This window comes from Pseudofrankia sp. EUN1h (assembly GCF_001854645.1).
Classification (GTDB): Bacteria; Actinomycetota; Actinomycetes; order Frankiales; family Frankiaceae; genus Pseudofrankia; species Pseudofrankia saprophytica.
The window spans coordinates 160,255-178,484 of record NZ_MBLN01000054.1 but is presented as its reverse complement, the minus strand read 5'-3'; the positions used below and the strand labels follow the sequence as shown (position 1 = coordinate 178,484).

Here is an 18,230-nt window from a genome sequence, read left to right as displayed (position 1 = left end):
GCCGATGATCGGATCGGCGGCGTCGGTGCGGTGCGCGGCGCGCGGGGCGGCGCGCGGAAGAGTCCGACGGGCGCAGGAGAGGAACGGGGAGTCAGTGACCGACAGCGACGGTGCTGGAGACGGATCGTGGAACTTCGAGTCGGTGGTCCCAGCGGGCGGGTCGGTGCTCGGGTCGGACGGTGAGCCGATCGACCTGCGCACCGAGGTTCCGCACATCGCTCGGGTCTACGACTACTGGCTCGGTGGCAAGACCAACTACCCGGCCGACCGGAAGGTCGCCGAGGCGGTCATGGCGGCCATGCCCGCCGTCACCGAGAGCGTCCAGGCCAACCGCGCCTTCCTGCGCCGCGCCGTGCACCTGCTCGCCGCCGAGCACGGCGTCCGCCAGTTCCTCGACATCGGCACCGGCCTGCCCGCTTCGGACAACACCCACGAGGTCGCCCAGCGCGCCGCCCCGGACGCCCGGATCGTCTACGCGGACAACGACCCGATCGTGCTGGCACACGCGCACGCGCTGCTCACCAGCACACCCGAGGGCAGCACGACCTATGTGCATGGCGATGTCCGCCGGCCGGACGAAATCCTCGCCAAGGCCGCCGAGGTCCTCGACTTCAGCCAGCCGATCGCGCTGATGCTGATCGCGATCATGCACTGCGTACCGGAGGATCAGGACCCGTACTCGATCGTGCGCACCCTCGCCGACGCGATGCCCCCCGGCAGCTTCCTCGTCCTCACGCATCCGGCCGTCGCGACCGACGCCCCCTCGGGAAACGTCCCGGCGGAGGACCTGGCGGCGGCGTACGCCCTGATGCAGGAGGCGTCCACCGGCAGCTTCCACGCGCGGACGCAGGAACAGATCGGCCGGTTCTTCGACGGCTGGGACCTGCTCGAGCCCGGCGTCGTGCTGGCGACGAAGTGGCGCGCCGACGAGCCCGAGTCCACCGTGATCTGGGTCGGGATCGGGCACAAGCCCGCCTGACCCGACCGCCAAGGCGCCTGCCAGCCGGCGTTTCGTCGGCGCGCGGCCGGTCGAGCGTGGTAAGTAAGCGCCCGCTCAGCAGAAGTGGCCCCGTCGCCGGGTGCGCTGGTAGCGTCCGCGGCCATGCGCGTGCTGGTCGTCGGTGGTACCGGCCCGTCCGGCCCGCACGTGGTGCGCGGGCTCGCCGAGCGCGGCCATGAGGTCACGATCTTCCATCGCGGCACGCACGAGCCGCCCGAGGCACGCGACCACGAGCACCTGCACGGCGACCCGCACTTCCGCGAGTCCATCGACGAGGCGCTGGGCACCCGGACGTTCGACGCCGTGCTCGCCATGTACGGCCGCGTCCAGCACCTCGCGCCCGCGCTGCGCGGACGCTGCGACCAGTTCGTCAGCGTCGGGGGCGTCCCCGTCTACCGCGGCTACTTCCCCCGACCGGGCTCGAGGCTGGCCATCCCGGTCGAGGAGGACGACCCGCTCGTCGACCCGGCAAGCGACGATCCGGCGCTCCGGTTCTCCGGACGGCTGGCGGAAGCCGAGCGGGCGGTCTTCGCCGAGCACCCGCGCGGCACCGTCCTGCGCTACCCGATGCTGTACGGGCCCAACAACGCCCGGCCGCACGAGTGGTCCGTCGTCCGCCGGATCCGGGACCGGCGCCCGTTCATGATCCTCCCCGACGGCGGCATCCAGGTGCACACCCGCTGCGCCGTCCGCAACGCCGCGGCGTTCGTCCTGGCGGCGGTGGACCGCCCGGCCGCCGCGGCCGGCCAGGYCTTCAACTGCGGCGACCCGGTCAGCTGGTCGTTCCGCGACTGGGCGCAGCTGGTCGCGCGGCTGATGGGCGCGGAGCTCGACATCGTCGCGCTGCCACGCGACGTCGCCATCGAGGCGACCACCTCGATCCTGCCGCTCGCCGGCACCACCGCTGAGCACTGCGTCCTCAGCACGGAGAAGGCCCGCCACGTCCTCGGCTACCAGCCCGCGGTCGACCCGGTGGCGGCCATGGCGGAACTGCTCGCCTGGTACGACGAGCGGCCGGACTTCGAACCCGGCGCCAACCCGTCGTTCACCGACCGCTTCGACTACGCCACCGAGGATGCTCTCGTCGCCCACTACCGGGCGGCGCTGCGCCGCCTGGGCGACGCCGTCGAGCAGCGCCCCGCGGCCCCGGCCCACTCCATGCCCCACCCACAGCGACCCGGGCTGGTCGACGACCGCGGCCGGTGACGCACCCGTTTCGGCCGCGCGGCGCCAGGCCGTGTCTGACGGCCTCCGGCCACGCGAGGCTCCGCCATCATCGCCGCGGGGGTCCCCGGGAGGTCGGCGCCAGCCGATCTTCCGGGGGAGCGACTTTGGCCTAGCCCTCCGCGAACGGGGCTGAACAGGCCGCGCAGGTCGCGGCGGGGCTGGCGGTGGCCGAGGCCGCTCGAAGCCGCCGTGACGGCGGGCGGCCCGCGCGGATCTGGCTGAGGACGGGCGTGCCGATCTCGTTGATGACGACACGCGCGCCGTCGTGGCGGCGGGCCCGGGTCCAGCTGTCGAGCAGTTCGTAGGCGGCGTGGTCGAGGTAGTCGACCGCGAGGTCGAGCTGGACCGGCGCGGCGGCGGGCAGCCGGGCGAGCTGGCGGGCCAGCCGGGGCAGCGACGGGAAGGCCAGCGTTCCCTCGATGACCACCCGCCACGGCGAGCCCGCGCCAGCCGGCGGGTGCACGTGGACGGGCGCGACGAGCGCGCGCCGCAGCGTCTGCAGCACCGCGACGCCCACGCCGAGCGCCACTCCTTCCAGGAGGTTGAGGACCACGACGCCGCCCGCCGTGACGAGGTAGGTGGCGAGGTCCCCGTGCCGGGACAGGACCCGGACTCCGGCCAGGTCTACGAGCTTCACGCCGATCACGACGAGCAGCCCGGCAAGGACCGCGAGCGGGATCTGACGCAGCAACGGCGCGAGCAGCAGGGCGAACGCGGCCATCCACAGCCCGTGCAGGATGGCCGACGCGCGGGTCCGGGCGCCGGCCCGGACGTTGGTGGCGCTGCGGACGATCACGCCGGTGACCGGCAGCCCGCCCGCGAGCCCCGACACGGTGTTCGCGGCGCCCTGCGCGACCAGCTCCCGGTCCAGGTTCCCGCGAGGACCGCCGTGCATGTTGTCCACGGCGACGGCGGACAGCAGGGACTCGATGCTCGCGATCAGCGTGACGGTGAGGACGGCGGTCGCGATTCCCGTCATCGACCCGCCAGGCAGCTCCGGCAGCGCGAGCGAGCCGAGAATGTCATGGGGCAGCCCGACCCGGGGCACGTCGGAGGCGAGCGACGCCACGGTCGTGAGGGTCACCGCCGCGAGCGGCGCCGGAATGCTCGCGAGCGGGCGCGGCAGCCGCGGCCACACCAGCATCAGGACGACGGTCGCCAGCCCGAGCACGGCCGCCACCGGGATGTGGACGGTCCCGAACTGGCGGCCGAGCTCGACGATGTTGTCGAGCGCCGAGGACCGCGCGGCACCACCGAGCACGACGTGGACCTGGCCGACGACGATCGTGATCCCGATACCCGCGAGCATCCCCTGCACGACGGCCGGGGAGATCGCGAGCACGCCGCGGGCGACCCGGCTGGCACCGAGCAGCACCTGCAGGACGCCCGCGGCGGCGGTCACGAAACAGGCGGCCCGCCAGCCATAGGTGGCCACGACCGTCGCGACGACGGAGATGAGGCCCGCCGCCGGGCCCGAGACCTGCAGGGGCACGCCGCCCAGCGCGCCCGCCACGACACCCCCGACGACGGCGGCGATGACGCCGGAGGCGACCGGCGCCCCGGAGGCGACGGCGATGCCCAGTGAAAGCGGCAGCGCGACGAGGAAGACGACCAGCGACGCCTCGACGTCGACGCGCCAGCGGGAACGCGCGTCGCGACGGCCGGGGCTGGCCAGTGATCGGGACTCGCGCGGGTCGCGCGTGTCGGGCGCAAAGATCTCGTCAGGCACGTGCGGACTCCAGTCGTAGGCCGGCTGCAGACACCCACGACAACGCGTAGCCATAAAGCTACGTTCCGAGGTTGATTGGGTTGGTGGTGTCGAAGATGTGGGCGCACAGTGGCCGAGTGTCGACCGTTTGTCGATCACACATCCGGGCACACCGGCCCGCGTGGCGGCATGGGACAAGCGAGCTGACATGATCGTTTACGAGGAGGAGCCGTTCAACGCGGAGCCTCCCGCGGCGGCGCTCGCCGACAGACCGGTCACGCCTCTGGACACCTTCTACAGCCGCAACCACGGCCCGATCCTTCAGATCGACCCGGACTCGTGGCGCCTGCGGGTCGACGGAGTCGTCCGCCGTCCCCTGGTGCTCTCCCTGGCGCAGCTTCGTGCCCGTTTCCCCGAGCGGACGGTGGTGGCGACGCTGCTGTGCGCCGGCAACCGCCGGGCCGAACTGGCCGCCGTCCGCCCCATCCCCGACGAGGTCCCGTGGGGACCGGGCGTGGTCTCCACGGCACGGTGGACCGGCGTCAGCCTCGCCGACGTGCTGGCCTCGGCGGAGCCGTGGCCCGACGCGGCGCATGTCGCCTTCGGCGCGGCGGACGTCTCCGAGCTCGCCGATCCTCCGCAGCCGTTCGGCGGGTCGGTGCCGATGTCGAAGGCGATGGCCGGCGAGGTCCTGCTCGCGTGGGAGATGGACGGCGCACCGCTGCCGCCGGCGCACGGCGCCCCGGTCCGGGTGGTGGTGCCCGGCTACATCGGCGCGCGCAGCGTCAAGTGGGTCGAGCACATCCACGTGCAGGAACGGCCGTCGGACAACTACTTCCAGGCCACCGCCTACCGGCTGCTACCGGCGGACGCGGACCCGGCGGACGCGCCCGGCACCGGGTTGTCCCTCGGGCCGCTCGCCGTCAACGCCGCGATCCTCACCCCCGGGCAGGGCCAGACGCTGCCGCCCGGGCCGAACCGGATCAGCGGGTACGCCATCGCCGGGGACGGCCGCGGCGTGGCACGCGTCGACGTCCGGGTGGAGACGCCGGGACCGGGCCGGGACACCGGCACCGGCACCGGCCCGGACGCGAACGGTGCCAGCCCTTGGCGGCAGGCCGACCTCGGCCCGGCGCCGAGCCCCTGGGCCTGGCGGCTGTGGGAGACGACCGTGCGGATCCCGCCCGGGCCGGTGGACATCGTCGCGCGCGCCTGGGACACCAGCGCCACCGTGCAGCCGGAACAGCCCGCGACCCTGTGGAACCCGAAGGGCTACGGCAACAACGCCTGGACCCGGGTACGGGTCACCGGCCGAGCCGCCTGACCGAAGCGGAAGGGCGCGTCGGCGGCCTCAGGCGCAGGTGGCCCGGTAGGGCAGGTTCGGGAGGTAGCGGGTCCACTCCGCTTCGGTGAGGCGGTCGGTCGGGATGGCGCAGGCACGCTGGGCGAGCTCTGCGGGGTCGACGGTCCACAGCCGGACGGTCCGGTCGGCGCTGGTGGTGGCGAGGTGCCTGCCGTCGGGGCTGAACGCCACCCCGTAGACGTGGTCGTCGTGACCGGCGAGGGTCGCCAGCGGCCGGGGCTGGCGGGGGTTGGCTACGTCCCACAACCGGGCGGTCTGGTCGCGGCTGGTCGTCGCCAACGTCTTGCCGTCCGGGCTGTATGCCACCCCGTAGAGCGCGTTGGTGTGGCCGGTGAGGGTGGACAGCGGCGCCGGCTTCCGGAGGTTGGTGAGATCCCACAGCCGGATGGTCCGATCACCGCTGGTGGTGACGAGGACCTTGCCATCCGGGCTGAACGCCAGGTCCAGGACGAAGTCGGTGTGGCCGGTGATGGTAGCGAGCAGCACCGGATTGGCAGGGTCGGCGATGTCCCACAGCCGGGCTTTCTGGTCGGTGGCGGCCGTGGCGAGGGTCCTACCGTCCGGGCTGAACGCGACACCCCAGACGGCGCCGGTGTGGCCCGTCAGGGTCGACACCGGCGTCGGCTGGCTCGGGTTGGTCACATCCCACAGGCGGGCCGTGCGATCGAGGCCCCCCGTGCTCGCCAGCAGCCGGCCGTCCGGGCTGAACCTGACGCCGTACACGTTCGCGGTGTGGCCGGTGATGGTCGCGAGCGACACCGGCTGGCTCGGGTTGGTCACATCCCACAGGCGGGCCGTGTGGTCGGTGCTGCCGGTGGCCATCGTCTTCCCGTCGGGGCTGAACGCCACCCCGTTGACCTCGTCGGTGTGCCCGGTGAGGGTGGCGATCGTGGTCGGCTTCTCCGAGTCGGTCACGTCCCACAGGCGGACCGTGTGGTCGTCGCTGGTGGTGGCGAGCACCTTGCCGTCGGGGCTGAACGCCGTGTAGATGACGTTGTCGGTGTGGCCGGTGAGGACCGACAGGGTGGCGAGCGGGGTGTCGGCGGCGGCCAGGAGCGCCGCGCGGGCCTCCTGGGTCGGGGCCAGCCGGTAGGCGGCCGTCGCCAGCCGGAGCGACAGCCCGCGGTCGGTCGGTTCGGCCGCCGTGGCCTGCGCGGCGAGTGCCCGGGAGCCGGCGGCCAGGTTCTCGGTCGACGGGCTGTTTCCGTCGCCCGAACGGTTGAGCAGGGCGACGGTCGTGACCGCCGCGGCCACGGCAAGGGCGAGGCCCGCCGCGACCAGCATCCGGCCGCGGCGTCGCCGGCGGCCCCACGGGACGATGCCGTGCCGATCGGTACCCGCGGGTGCCTGCGCGCCCTCGGGCCGGCCGGCCGGAGGGACCGAGCCACCCGGCGGGACCGAGCCACCCGGCGGGACCGACATGGTGAGTGGCGGGATGGTCGGCGGCGGTGTCCGCGGTACGGCCGAGATGAGGGTGGCCTCGGGTTCGGCGTCCCCTGGAAGTCGCGGCGCGGCGCGCTCCGGCACGACGGGCACCGACGAGCCCAACAGCATGCCGTAGAGCTCGGCGGCCGTCGGCCGGACCGCCGGGTCCTTGCGCATCGCCATCTCGACGATGTCCCGCAGCGGCGTGGGCAGGCCGGACAGGTCGGGCGGCTTCGTCTCGATACGGTAGAAGATCACATCCGTGGGACCGTCCCCGAAGGGCAGGCGGCCGGTGCCGGCATGCACGACGATGCCGCCCCAGGCGAAGATGTCGGCGGCCGGCGTCAGGTCCGTGCCCGCGACCTGTTCCGGCGCCATGAACGCGGGGGTGCCGACGCGCCTGATCTCCCGGGACAGGGCGGTGGCCGCGTCGAGCGCACGGGCGATCCCGAAGTCGATGACCCGCGCGCCGGTCGACGAGAGCAGGACGTTCTCCGGCTTGAGATCCCGGTGGACCACACCGGCGCTGTGGATGACCGTCAGCGCCGTAGCCACGCTGATCGCCAGCTGCTCCAGGTCTGCACGGGCGAGCGGCCCGCGCTCCCTGATCGCCTGGGCGAGCGTCGGGCCCTGGACGTAGTCGGTGACCAGGTAGGCCAGCTCGCCGTCCGGGTCGGCGTCGAGAACCTCGGCTGTGCAGAATCCCCGGACTCGGCGGGCGTTCGCCACCTCGTGGCGGAACCGGGCTCGGAACTCGCGGTCGGCGGCGACCTCGGGACGGATCACCTTCACCGCGACCGGGCGTCCCTGCKGGCTGAGGCCGTAGTAGACCACTCCCATCCCGCCGCGGCCCAGCCGGCGAAGCAGGGTGTAGGAGCCGACCTGGCGCGGGTCGGTCTCGGTCAGGGGCGCGCCAGCCGTGCCGCTCCCCGGCGTGTCCAGGGTCACCGCGACCGCCGCCGCGCCGCGCCGTCCGCGTCCGGACTCGTGCCCACCTTGTCTCCCTGCGTAGCTCGCTACGCGGACATGCTGGCAGGAATCGGCGGACTCCCGGCGAGGGTGGAAACTTACTGACATCCCAGTGCTGGCCGGCCATCCCAGTACTGACCGGCGACAGGTCGATCGCGACGAGGAGTGCCTGTCGGCGGCGGTCTCAGGAGCAGGTGGCGCGGTAGGGCAGGTTCGGGAGGTAGCGGGTCCATTCCGCCTCGGTGAGGCGGTCGGTCGGGTCGGCGCAGGCACGCTGGGCAAGCTCGGCCGGGTCGACCGTCCACAGGCGCGCGGTCCGGTCCGCGCTGGTGGTGGCCAGATGCCTGCCGTCCGGGCTGAACGCCACCCCATAGACGTGATCGTCATGGCCGGCGAGGACGGCCAGCGGCCGCGGCTGCCGAGGGTTGGCGACGTCCCACAGCCGGGCGGTCTGGTCACGGCTGGTGGTCGCGAGCGTCCTACCGTCCGGGCTGAAGGCCACCCCGTAGAGCGCGTTGGTATGACCGGTAAGGGTCGCCACCGACACCGGCTTCCGGAGGTTCGTGACGTCCCACAGGCGGATGGTCCGATCGCCGCTGGTGGTCGCGAGCGTCCTACCGTCCGGACTGAACGCCAGGTCCAGGACGAAGTCGGTGTGGCCGGTGAGCGTCGCGAGCAGYGCTGGGCTGCGCGGGTCGGTCAGGTCCCACAGCCGGGCCTTCTGGTCGGTGGCCGCCGTGGCAAGGGTCCTGCCGTCCGGGCTGAACGCGACGCCCCAGACGGCACCGTCGTGACCGCTGATCGTCGCCAGCGGCGTCGGCTGACGCGGATTGGTCACATCCCACAGCCGGGCCGTGTGGTCGAGGCTGCCGCTACTCGCCAGCAGCCGGCCGTCCGGGCTGAACTTGATACCGAACACGGCCTCGGTGTGGCCGGTGAGGGTGGCCAGCGACACCGGCTGGCGCGGGGTGGTGACGTCCCACAGCCGGATCGTGTGGTCGCCGCTGGCGGTGGCGAGCACCTTGCCGTCCGGGCTGAAGGCCACTCCGTTGACCTCGCCGGTGTGCGCGGTCAGCGTGGCGATCGTCGTCGGTTGGCCGGGACCGGTGAGATCCCACAACCGGGCGGTTCCGTCGTCACTGGTGGTCGCGAGAATCTTCCCGTCCGGGCTGAACGCCGTGTAGATGACGTTGTTGGTGTGACCGGTGAGGACCGCCAGCGTGGTCAGTCTGCCGTCCACGGCGGCCAGCAGCGCCGCGTGGGCCTCGGACGTCGGCGCCAGCCGGTAGGCCGCCGTCGCCAGCCGGAGCGACAGCCCACGGTCGGTCGGTTCGGCCGCCGTGGCCTGCGCGGCGAGCGTCCGAGAGCCCGTCGACAGGTCCTCGGTCGGCGCCCCGCCCGCGCCTCCCCCGCGGCTCAACAGCACGACGGTCGTGAGCGCCGCGGCCACGGCGAGGGCGACGCCCGCCGCGACCAGCGTCCGGCCGCGCCGGCGCCGCGGTGGCGTGCCGGCGCCAGGAGGTCCGGTAGGCGGAGGATGACTCACAGCGCCGGGTCGGCTGTCCCTGGCCGGAGAGACCCAACCGGCTGGGCGGATCGGACCGCCTGGAGAGATCGGACCAGCTGTCGGAGCAGCTGGAGGCACCGAGACGCCAGAAGGCACCGGCGGGGCCCAGGGCGGGATGGTCCACGGTGGTAGGCCGGGAAGGGCCGAGATGACCGTGGTCTTGGGCTCGTCGTCCGCGGACGACTCAGGCGGCTCCGGCGCGGCGGGCACCGAGGCCCCGAGCAGCATGCCGTAGAGCTCGCCGGCCGTCGGCCGGACCGCCGGATCCTTGCGCATGGCCACGGCCACGATGTCCCGCAGCGGCATGGGCAGGCCGGACAGGTCGGGCGGCTTCGTCTCGATGCGGTAGAAGATCACATCCGTGGGGCCGTCCCCGAACGGAAGGCGACCCGTACCGGCATGCAYGACGACACCGCCCCAGGCGAAGATGTCGGCGGCCGGCGTCAGATCGGTGCCCGCGACCTGCTCCGGCGCCATGAACGCCGGCGTGCCGATACGCCGGATCTCCCGGGACAGCGCCGTCGCCGCGTCGAGCGCGCGGGCAATTCCGAAGTCGATGACCCGCGCACCCGTCGGAGAGAGCAGGACGTTCTCCGGCTTGAGATCCCGATGGATCACACCGGCGCTGTGGATGACCGTCAGCGCCGTCGCCATGTTGATCGCCAGCTGTTCGAGGTCGGCACGGGCGAGCGGCCCGCGCTCCCTGATCGCCTGGGCGAGCGTCGGGCCCTGGACGTAGTCGGTGACCAGGTAGGCCAGCTCGCCATCCGTATCGGCATCAAGGACCTCCGCCGTGCAGAATCCCCGCACCCTGCGCGCGTTGGCGACCTCATGGCGGAACCGCGCCCGGAACTCCCGGTCGGCGGCGACCTCCGGGCGGATCACCTTCACGGCGACCAGGCGTCCTTCGTGGCTTCGGCCGTAATAGACCACACCCATACCGCCGCGGCCMAGCCGCCGCAGCAGCGTGTACGAGCCGACCTGACGTGGGTCAGTGGCCAGCAGGGGCACGCCAGCGGTGCCCCCCGGCGTGTCCAGGGTCATCGCGACCGCCGCCGCGCCGCCCCGCCCGCCTCCGGATTCGTGACCAACGTGTCCCCCCGTGTCACCGCGTTAGGAACATCGTCGCAGGACACCGACCAGACGTCGACGGAGTTGGAAACTCGCCACCGCCACCTCGGGTGTGCCAGAGGGGCCTAATGTCCCCGCCACCCGGTTTGCTACTGTTACTCCTGTTCCTGGGGAGGGGTGCCCGAGGGAGTGTTCTCATGGCCTCTGTCTCCAGAACCTTTACCGGCCTTGCGGCCGCCGTCGGCTTGGCCGCGGTTCTTGCCTCCTGCAAGCCGGGTTCGTTCCCGCCCCCATCCGGCGGTGGAAACCCCCGCCCGACGGCCACCGCGAGCCCGGCGACCTCATCACCGGCCGTGAGCCTGTCCCCCACGAGCTCACCCTCGTCCGCCCCGACGCCGCCGGCCACGTCGCCCGCCGCCCCGCCGGCACCGACGACGACCCCGCCGAGGACGGTCCCCACCACCCGGCCGCCGACGACCCGACCGGCGACGACGTCACCCGCCGCCCCGCCACCCCCGCCCGCCACTGGCACGAAGGCCGACGAGGTCGTCCGGCTCACCAACGTCGAACGGGCCAAGGCCGGGTGCAAGCCGCTCGCCGTCGACGCCCGCCTCACCAGCGCGGCACAGGCGCACACGGCGGACATGGCCCAGAAGAACTACTTCAGCCACACGAGCCTCGACGGCCGCTCGTTCGCCGACCGGATCCGCGCGACCGGCTTCCCGGGCACCTCCATCGCGGAGAACATCGCGGCCGGCGGGACCACGCCGGCGCAGACCGTCGAGATGTGGATGAACAGCGAGGGGCACCGCGCGAACATCCTCAACTGCTCGTACACCCACATCGGCGTTGGCTACGCCGAGGGCGGCTCCTACCGCTTCTACTGGACGCAGGACTTCGGCCGCCTCTGACGCCGGACTTCGTCGGCGACCGCTGACGTCACCCACGCCGTTCCTCGACGGCCGCCCGTGTTCGCGACCGGGGCGGTCGCCGAGGAACGGCGCCAGCGGGTGACGCCGGCCGAGTCACCCGGGCCGGGTCACGCCAGCCGGGTCAGCGGAGAAGCGCTGTCAGGTCCAGCCTCCGCAGCCGGTCGGGGTCGGCGAACACGTCGATCTCGGTGATCCTGCCAGCACGCACCACGAAACCGAGGATCGCGGACGGCGTCATGCCGGTCGGGACGACCACGATTCCCGGGGCTCCGTTGACCAGCGCCGGGCGCCCGAACGGAGCCATCGGCGCGAACGTCGACACCTGGGCGGCGACCGCCCGAGCGCCGCGAACCTCGCCCGACGCACCCAGCCGGTTACCGCCGTCGGCGCGCAGCACGACCTCCGGGTCCAGCACGGCGAGCAGGCGGTCGAGGTCGCCGTCGCGCGCCGCGGCCTGGAACGCGTCGACGAGCTCCCGCTGCCGGGCGCGGTCGACGTCCGAGGCCGCGCCGGCGCCCCGCACCCGGCGCCGGGCGCGGCTGGCGAGCTGCGTCGCGGCGGCAGGTGAGCGCTGGACCACCCGGCCGACCTCGTCGAACGGCACCCCGAACAGGTCGTGCAGCACGAACGCGATGCGCTCGGCGGGGGTCAGCGTGTCGAGCACCACCAGCAGCGCGAGCCCGACGGCGTCGGCGAGCAGCACCTCCTGCTCGGGGTCGGTGGTGTCCTCGCGGCTCACCAGGGGCTCGGGCAGGTGGACCCCGAACTGGTCCTCCCGCCGGGCCCGGCGCGCCCGGAGCATGTCCAGGCAGATCCGCGCCACCACCGTCGTCAGCCAGCCGGGCAGGTTCGCCACGTCCGCGCGGTCGGCGCGGGTGAGCCGTAGCCACGCGTCCTGCACCGCGTCGTCCGCCTCGCTGAGGGAACCCAGCATGCGGTAGGCAACCGCCCGCAGGCGTGGCCGATGGGTCTCGAACTGTTCGGTGAGCGGGTCGCCGCCGCCGTCGGTCATGGTTCCCCCTCTGGATCCGTCATACCGATGACGAACCGCGATGGGCGGAGCTGACACGTCTGGGAGTGACGATGAAACTAGCGATCTTCGCAGCGACCGGTGGCATCGGACGGCATCTCCTCGCGCAGGCGGCGGCCGCCGGCCACGAGGTGACCGCCGTCGTGCGCCGCCCGGACGCGCTGCCGCCGGTCCCGGCGCGGGTCGTCGCCGCCGATCTCGCGACGGCCGATCCCGCGACGCTGGCGGACGCGCTCGCCGGCGCGGACGCGATCCTGTCCGGTCTCGGCGCCCGGGGGAAGAAGGACGCCGGGGTCGCCTGGCGGGGCACGACGGCGATCGCCTCGGCGATGCGCGCGAGCGGCGTCCGGCGCGTCGTCGTCGTCAGCGCGGCGCCGATCGGCCAGGTCCCGTCGCCGGGCCGGCCGCGCCCGCCCCGGCACGACCCCGGCGACGGTTTCTTCACCCGTTTCCTGCTCTCCCCCGGCATCAGGACCGTCCTGCGCGCGCACTACGCCGACCTCGCCCGGATGGAGGAAGTACTGCGCGACAGCGACCTGGACTGGACCGTCGTCCGGCCGCCGCGGCTGACCGACGGCCCGTCGACCACCGCCTATCGCACCGCCCTCGACCAGAACCTGCGCGGCGGCGTCTCCATCTCTCGGGCCGACGTGGCGCACTGCATGCTGGGCGCCCTCGACGAGCCGCACACGATCAGGCACACCATCGGCGTCGCCGACTGAGCCCGCCGGTCACAGGTAGCCGCCGCAGGTCGGGACGCCGGGGATCGCCTGGTTCCGGCCGCCCTGGGCGGCGGCGGTGGCTGGCAGGTACCCCCAGGCGCGCGTGTAGCCGAAGGCGTTGTCACGGGCGACGTCGCCCTTGGTGTAAAGCCACCAGGTGTTGGTGTCGCCCTGGATCGTCGGGTTGGCGCGGCCCTGGTACTGGCAGATCACCCACGCCTGGCTGGCGGCATTCATATAGCCGGAGTCGTCGAGCGGCCCGTCGCTGGTGCTGACGTTCGCGTAGACCGCCGAGCCGGCAATGCTCTGGCAGACCGTAGCGGCTGGTCCAGCTCCGGCCCAGGTAGTCGATGGTCGTCACCGCCGACCGCGCGCAGGCCTCGCCGGCGGACGCCGTCGCGGGTGGTGACGCGGACGGCGACGTGGGCGGCGACGCGGTTGCCGCCGATGGCCCGTTCCCGCCGTTCTTGGCCGCCGCCTCGGCCGGGCTGTCGGTCACGCCCCCGCCGGCCGGTACGTCGCCGCCGTCCGTCCATGGCCGCATCACCAGGACGGCGACCAACGCCGCGAGCGCCGCGACGGCGACGGCTGGCAGGACGAGGGAAAGCGCGCGCCGGCGGGTGGCTCCGCCCGTCCAGCCCGCGGCCGACGGATCCACTCCCGACGGATCCACCTCCGGTCGAGTCGGCCTCGGGCCGGACGGATCGGCCAGTGGCACCCGGCCCGCGACCGCCGCGCCGCCGGATCCGTCGATCCCGGTCAGCGGGACCAGCCGAGCGGAGACCTCCTCCCAGCTCGGGCGCTGGCGAGGATCGGCGGCCAGCAGCGAGCGCACGAGCGCCGCGCCGTCCGGCGGCAGATCCGGACTGTCGAGGGGTGCCATGTCGCCGGCGAGGATGCGCGGCAGGACCTGGAAGACCAGCTTTCCCGGAAAGGGCGGGCCGGCCGTGAGCAGGGCGAACAGGGTGGCGCCGAAGGCGAACAGGTCGACGGCCGGACCGAGCTGGTCGCCGGACAACACCTCGGGCGCCGCGTAGCCAGGGGTGTAGGCCGTCGACATCGTGGCGGCGCTCTCCGCGTCGAACACGCCCGCGATGCCGAAATCAGACAGGACCGGGTCGGCGGGGCCGCGCAGCAGGATGTTGGCCGGCTTCAGGTCTCGGTGCAGGATGCCTGCCTGGTGGGCGGTCGCGAGCGCGTCGGCGATCGGGAGCATCAGGCTGGCCGCGGTCGCGACCGGCAGCGGTCCCCGCGCCCGCAGGGAGTCGCCGAGCGAGCCGCCGGGAAAGTACTCCATCGCGAGATACGGCCGGTTCTCCCTGGTGGTGCCGGCGTCGAACACGGTGACGATATGGGGATGCCCGGTCAGCCGGCCCGTCGCGCGGCACTCGCGCAGGAACCGGYGCCGCGCGTCGTCGTCGTGCAGGTCGGCATGCAGGACCTTGACCGCGACCTGCCGGTCGAAGACCTCCTGGTAGGCGCGGTAGACGGTACTGAACCCACCGCCCCCGACCCGCTCGAACGAACTGTAGCCATCAATCACGGAGTAACTCCACGCGGTGACCGGTTCTCGCCGATCACGCTATACCGGCCCAGGTAGGTCTATACCGGGCGCGCCGCGCGCCCTCTTCGCTCGACCGGATGACGGACGCCTCGGCGCTGGCGGCGCGGCGGTCCGGTCGATCGGCGCGCCGATGGCCGCACCCCGGGAGATCAGGTGGCGAGGACACCTGTCAGCGCGTCCAGGAACGCGGCCGGCCGGGTGCAGGCGCAGAAGTGGCCGGCGCCGTCGATGAGGATCAGCTTCTTCGCCGGCGCCCGCACCTGCTCGAAGTAGGCGACGGCTGGCGCCGTCAGGGTGACCACGTCCTGGGCACCCTGGATGAGAAAGAAGGGCACCTCGAACGACGTGCCGACCAGGCGCGCGTCGAACCGCATGAACTCCGTGAACATCGCGTCGCGTATCTCGCGGAATCCACGCAGCCAGTTCCAGGCGTCGACGAGCGAGTAGTCCGGGTTGCGCAGCAACAACGGGAAGATCAGCTTGAAGATCACGTTGGGGCTGGCCGGGTCGGTCGCCATCGACCACTGCATCCGGGTACCCCACTGCTTCACCGTCCAGCGGGCCGGGTCGTCGCCGATCCGCTCCAGCGCGGCGACGCCGCGGCGGTTGCCCGCCGCCTGCAGCCGCTCATGGGTGTCCCGCCACCCGAGGCGCTCGTTGGCGACCATGTCCACGTAGAGATCGGTGCCGACGTACGCCGAGAACAGGTCGGGGCGCCGCAGCGCCATCGGCAGGCCGAGGATGGTCCCCATCGAGCCGGCCATCAGGACGATCTGCTCCTTGTCGAGACGCCGGCGCAGATGCTCGGCGACCTCGATCCCGTCCGCCACCTGCTGCTCGAACGTCAGTTCCGTGAGCTCCGCCCGTTTCGGCGCGCCGCCGCGGCGCCTGGTCCGCCCGCAGCCGCGACGGTCCCAGTGGACCACCGTGAACGTCCGCTCCCAGTCCCGCAGCACCGGAGTGAACACGGAGTAGGGCGAGCCCGGGCCGCCATGGACCACCAGCAGCACCGGATTGGACCGGTCCTCGCCGCGGATCTGCAGCCACTGCTCGACACCGTTGATCGTGGCGTAGTGGTCGTCCCGCACCGCCACCACCTGAGAACCGGTCACCTGGCTCCGCATCGTTTCCTCCTCCGGTCGCCGATGTCCCCGCGCCACCAACTGTACGACCGTCTTGCACAGATGTACAAGACATTCGTGCAATACATATGTGCCAGACGTTCGTCTCAGACGTAGGGTGAGTGCGTGGGCAACCGGGAGAAGCTGCTGGACGGAGCGCTCGCCTGCCTCTTCGAGAAGGGCTACGCCCGGACGACGGCACGGGACATCGCCTCGGCCGCGGGGGTGAGCCTCGCCGCCATCGGCTACCACTTCGGCTCGACCGAGGCGCTGCTGAGCACCGCCCTGCTCCAGGCGGTCCAGCGGTGGAGTGAGGAGTTCGAACACGCGCTGGTCGACGGCGACGACGCCGCGCTGCCGCCCGAGGCGCGGCGCGCGGCGATCTGGGGCCGCGTCATCGCGTCAGCGCACGCCAACCCGGCGCTGTGGGCCGTGCAGTTCGAGCTCGTCACCGAGATACGCCGCAGGCCCGACCTGGCGGAGCACTTCGCCGGCGCGCAGGTCGCCGCGCGCGAAGGACTGGCGGCGCTGTTCGACGGGATAGACCCGGTGGCGGAGCCGGAGCGGGCGCGACGCGTGGGTGCGTTCTACCAGGCGYTGCTCACCGGCGTGGTCGCCCAGCACCTCATGGACCCTGCGCACGCCCCACGCGCCGAGGATCTCGCCGCCCAGTCCGACGATCTCCACCCGCGGTGACCGGCCGCCTTACCGAAGAACACAGGCCCCAAGGCCGGTCGCCCCGCCGCGGGCCATCCGTCCGCCCGCGGCGGCCGCAGCCGGTCCCGTCAGCCCGTCAGCCCGCCGGCCGTCAGCCGCCGGCCCGTCCGTCAGCCGTCGTCCCCGTAGTCGTGGTCGGGATGGTTCGTGGTTCCGAGCCGCCAGTAGCCGCGGGTCGTCAGGGCGCTGGCTGGGACGCCCTTCTCGGTCAGTAGGTGCCGGCGGATGGTGCGGACGGCTCCCGTCTCGCAGGCGGCCCAGGCATGGGTGCCCGCGGTGAAGGCGGAGCTGGCCGCGGCCTCGACCAGTTCGGCGCCGTATGCCGTCGCGTCCCGCCGCTGGTGCCAGGTGACGGACGTCCGCGCCGGGCCTGGCAACGGGATCACGTCGGCGTCGGCCGCTATCTCGAGATGCACCTCGACCTGGGCCGTGGGCGCAAGCGCCTCCAGCAGGGTCGCGACCGCCGGAACCGCGCTCTCGTCGCCGGCGATCCACCAGCGCTCCGCTCCCGGGTCGAGCTGGAACCGCCCGCCTGGGCCGGCGACGGCCACCCGGTCGCCCGCCTTGGCCCCCTCGGCCCAGGACGCGGCGGGCCCGGGGCCGTGCAGGGCGAACTGCACCTCGAGCGTGCCGGTGGCCGGGTCGAACCGGCGCGGAGTGTAGGTGCGCAGCACCGGTCGCGGAGCGTCCGCCGGCCAGACGAGCCCGTCCGACCCGGGAGTGGGCAGCACCAGGGCCTCACCAGGCGGCGGGATGAGCACCTTGATGTGCGCGGTGGGCGCCTCGACCGCGAACCCCGCCAGGGCGTCGCCACCGAGCGACACCGACAGGAGCCACGGCGCCAGGCGCTCGACGCCCACCACCTCGACAGGTCGCGGCGGCGGGCGCCGCCGCCCCGGGCCAGGCGGCCCCGCGCGCCTGGTCTCGCCGCTTCCGCTTGGCCCGCTTCCTTGCGTCACCATGGACGACCTCCATCGCTCAGCCGCCAGTCCTCAACAGACGACATGCTCACGATATATCGCGAATGCGGTCACGGGAGAGGCCGAGCGATGTCCTGTGAGGAGCGGCTCAGCGGCGCCGGGGGCGGTGCGGTCGGCGCGCGTCCGGAGGTGTGCGCGGCGGGCCGTTCGCCGTTACCGGTCCAGGCGCGCGATCAGGCGCCGGGTTCCAGCGCCGAGACGTAGGTGCCGGGATGGGTCGCGCCGTCCTGCCGCACGAGCGGCCCGCCCTTCCACGGGACCACGAGCTGGGTCCGCTCGTCGGGCGGCGTCAACGCGACGGTGGCGGGGGTGAAGGCAGGATTGCCGGTGCCGTCGGAGGGGCTCGTCGGCAGATAGGTAAGCGTCGCGTGCGCCCGGTCACCGGGAGCCAGGACGATCAGTGTGCGGGCGACCAGCGGCGACCGCACGAGATCCCAGACGTCGCCGCCCGCCTCCCTGAGCTCAACGCCGGGATATCCGTACAGGCTGCACCGGGCCGAGGAACGGTTCCGAAACGTCACGTGCACGGTGCTCTGCGACGTCCCCGCGGGCGGGGGCGCGGAGAGGGCGGCGGCGAGATCCGCCGTCCCGCACCGGCCGACGGCGGACGTCGGGCTCGGGCTGGGCGCCGTGGACGCCGCCGCCGTCCCGGTCTGYCCGCCGGCCGGCGGGGCGTTGCCGCCGGTGTTGCCGCCGGCGGAGCTGGCGGGGCTGTCACACRCCGACAGCCCGGCGACGGTCGCGAGCGCCAGGCCCGCCACCCATCGGTGACGCGGCACGAACGGCACCTGGCGCACAGGGCCTCCATCCGGAACGACGGCCGGCGACCGAGGC

At 73.3% G+C, this 18,230-nt stretch carries 14 protein-coding genes; 6 read left to right on the top strand and 8 right to left on the bottom strand.

Annotated elements, in window-relative coordinates:
* The first annotated feature begins 94 nt into the window (after nucleotides 1-94).
* Nucleotides 95-979, top strand: coding sequence for an SAM-dependent methyltransferase (locus tag BCD49_RS18805; RefSeq protein WP_106410598.1), 885 nt, complete (start codon nucleotides 95-97; stop codon nucleotides 977-979).
* A gap of 123 nt (nucleotides 980-1,102) precedes the next feature.
* The gene (locus BCD49_RS18800) at nucleotides 1,103-2,206 is read left to right on the top strand and encodes an NAD-dependent epimerase/dehydratase family protein (RefSeq protein WP_071041750.1); all 1,104 of its coding nucleotides are present in this window, start codon (nucleotides 1,103-1,105) and stop codon (nucleotides 2,204-2,206) included.
* Between the two features lie 130 nt (nucleotides 2,207-2,336).
* Here the strand turns inward: BCD49_RS18800 and BCD49_RS18795 are convergent, their stop codons facing one another.
* Nucleotides 2,337-3,956: a SulP family inorganic anion transporter gene (locus tag BCD49_RS18795; protein WP_007510552.1), complete on the bottom strand. Its 1,620-nt coding sequence runs from the start codon at nucleotides 3,954-3,956 to the stop codon at nucleotides 2,337-2,339.
* Between the two features lie 187 nt (nucleotides 3,957-4,143).
* Between BCD49_RS18795 and BCD49_RS18790 the strand changes: the two genes are divergently transcribed.
* A complete protein-coding gene (locus BCD49_RS18790; RefSeq protein WP_007510550.1) occupies nucleotides 4,144-5,259 on the top strand; it encodes a sulfite oxidase in 1,116 nt (371 codons plus the stop codon).
* A 27-nt stretch (nucleotides 5,260-5,286) separates the two neighbouring features.
* Here BCD49_RS18790 and BCD49_RS18785 read toward each other — a convergent pair whose 3' ends face one another.
* Both BCD49_RS18785 and BCD49_RS18780 read right to left on the bottom strand, forming a co-directional pair.
* A complete protein-coding gene (locus BCD49_RS18785) occupies nucleotides 5,287-7,671 on the bottom strand; it encodes a WD40 repeat domain-containing serine/threonine protein kinase (protein ID WP_083401547.1) in 2,385 nt (794 codons plus the stop codon).
* Nucleotides 7,672-7,876: 205 nt separating this feature from the next.
* The gene (locus BCD49_RS18780; RefSeq protein WP_071041732.1) at nucleotides 7,877-10,303 is read right to left on the bottom strand and encodes a WD40 repeat domain-containing serine/threonine protein kinase; all 2,427 of its coding nucleotides are present in this window, start codon (nucleotides 10,301-10,303) and stop codon (nucleotides 7,877-7,879) included.
* Nucleotides 10,304-10,683: 380 nt separating this feature from the next.
* Here BCD49_RS18780 and BCD49_RS18775 point away from each other — a divergent pair, with 380 nt between their 5' ends.
* The gene (locus BCD49_RS18775) at nucleotides 10,684-11,241 is read left to right on the top strand and encodes a CAP domain-containing protein (RefSeq protein WP_232794386.1); all 558 of its coding nucleotides are present in this window, start codon (nucleotides 10,684-10,686) and stop codon (nucleotides 11,239-11,241) included.
* A gap of 142 nt (nucleotides 11,242-11,383) precedes the next feature.
* Here BCD49_RS18775 and sigJ read toward each other — a convergent pair whose 3' ends face one another.
* Nucleotides 11,384-12,274 carry an RNA polymerase sigma factor SigJ gene (gene sigJ / locus BCD49_RS18770; RefSeq protein ID WP_007510542.1) on the bottom strand — a complete coding sequence of 297 codons (891 nt, stop codon included), beginning with the start codon at nucleotides 12,272-12,274 and terminating at the stop codon, nucleotides 11,384-11,386.
* A gap of 71 nt (nucleotides 12,275-12,345) precedes the next feature.
* Here sigJ and BCD49_RS18765 point away from each other — a divergent pair, with 71 nt between their 5' ends.
* Nucleotides 12,346-13,014, top strand: coding sequence for an NAD(P)-dependent oxidoreductase (locus BCD49_RS18765; protein ID WP_007510541.1), 669 nt, complete (start codon nucleotides 12,346-12,348; stop codon nucleotides 13,012-13,014).
* A gap of 121 nt (nucleotides 13,015-13,135) precedes the next feature.
* On the opposite strand, the gene BCD49_RS18760 is transcribed toward BCD49_RS18765, so the two are convergent.
* Both BCD49_RS18760 and BCD49_RS18755 read right to left on the bottom strand, forming a co-directional pair.
* The gene (locus tag BCD49_RS18760; RefSeq protein ID WP_241832355.1) at nucleotides 13,136-14,557 is read right to left on the bottom strand and encodes a serine/threonine-protein kinase; all 1,422 of its coding nucleotides are present in this window, start codon (nucleotides 14,555-14,557) and stop codon (nucleotides 13,136-13,138) included.
* Between the two features lie 170 nt (nucleotides 14,558-14,727).
* Entirely contained in the window at nucleotides 14,728-15,702 is a 975-nt protein-coding gene (locus BCD49_RS18755) for an alpha/beta fold hydrolase (RefSeq protein WP_007510537.1), read from the bottom strand.
* Nucleotides 15,703-15,825: 123 nt separating this feature from the next.
* On the opposite strand from BCD49_RS18755, the gene BCD49_RS18750 reads away from it, so the two are divergent.
* Entirely contained in the window at nucleotides 15,826-16,395 is a 570-nt protein-coding gene (locus BCD49_RS18750) for a TetR/AcrR family transcriptional regulator (protein ID WP_007510535.1), read from the top strand.
* Nucleotides 16,396-16,526: 131 nt separating this feature from the next.
* Here the strand turns inward: BCD49_RS18750 and BCD49_RS18745 are convergent, their stop codons facing one another.
* Nucleotides 16,527-17,378, bottom strand: a complete 852-nt coding sequence (locus tag BCD49_RS18745; RefSeq protein WP_007510533.1) for a siderophore-interacting protein — start codon at nucleotides 17,376-17,378, stop codon at nucleotides 16,527-16,529.
* Between the two features lie 191 nt (nucleotides 17,379-17,569).
* The gene (locus tag BCD49_RS18740; protein ID WP_241832354.1) at nucleotides 17,570-18,175 is read right to left on the bottom strand and encodes a DUF4232 domain-containing protein; all 606 of its coding nucleotides are present in this window, start codon (nucleotides 18,173-18,175) and stop codon (nucleotides 17,570-17,572) included.
* Nucleotides 18,176-18,230 lie beyond the last annotated feature (55 nt).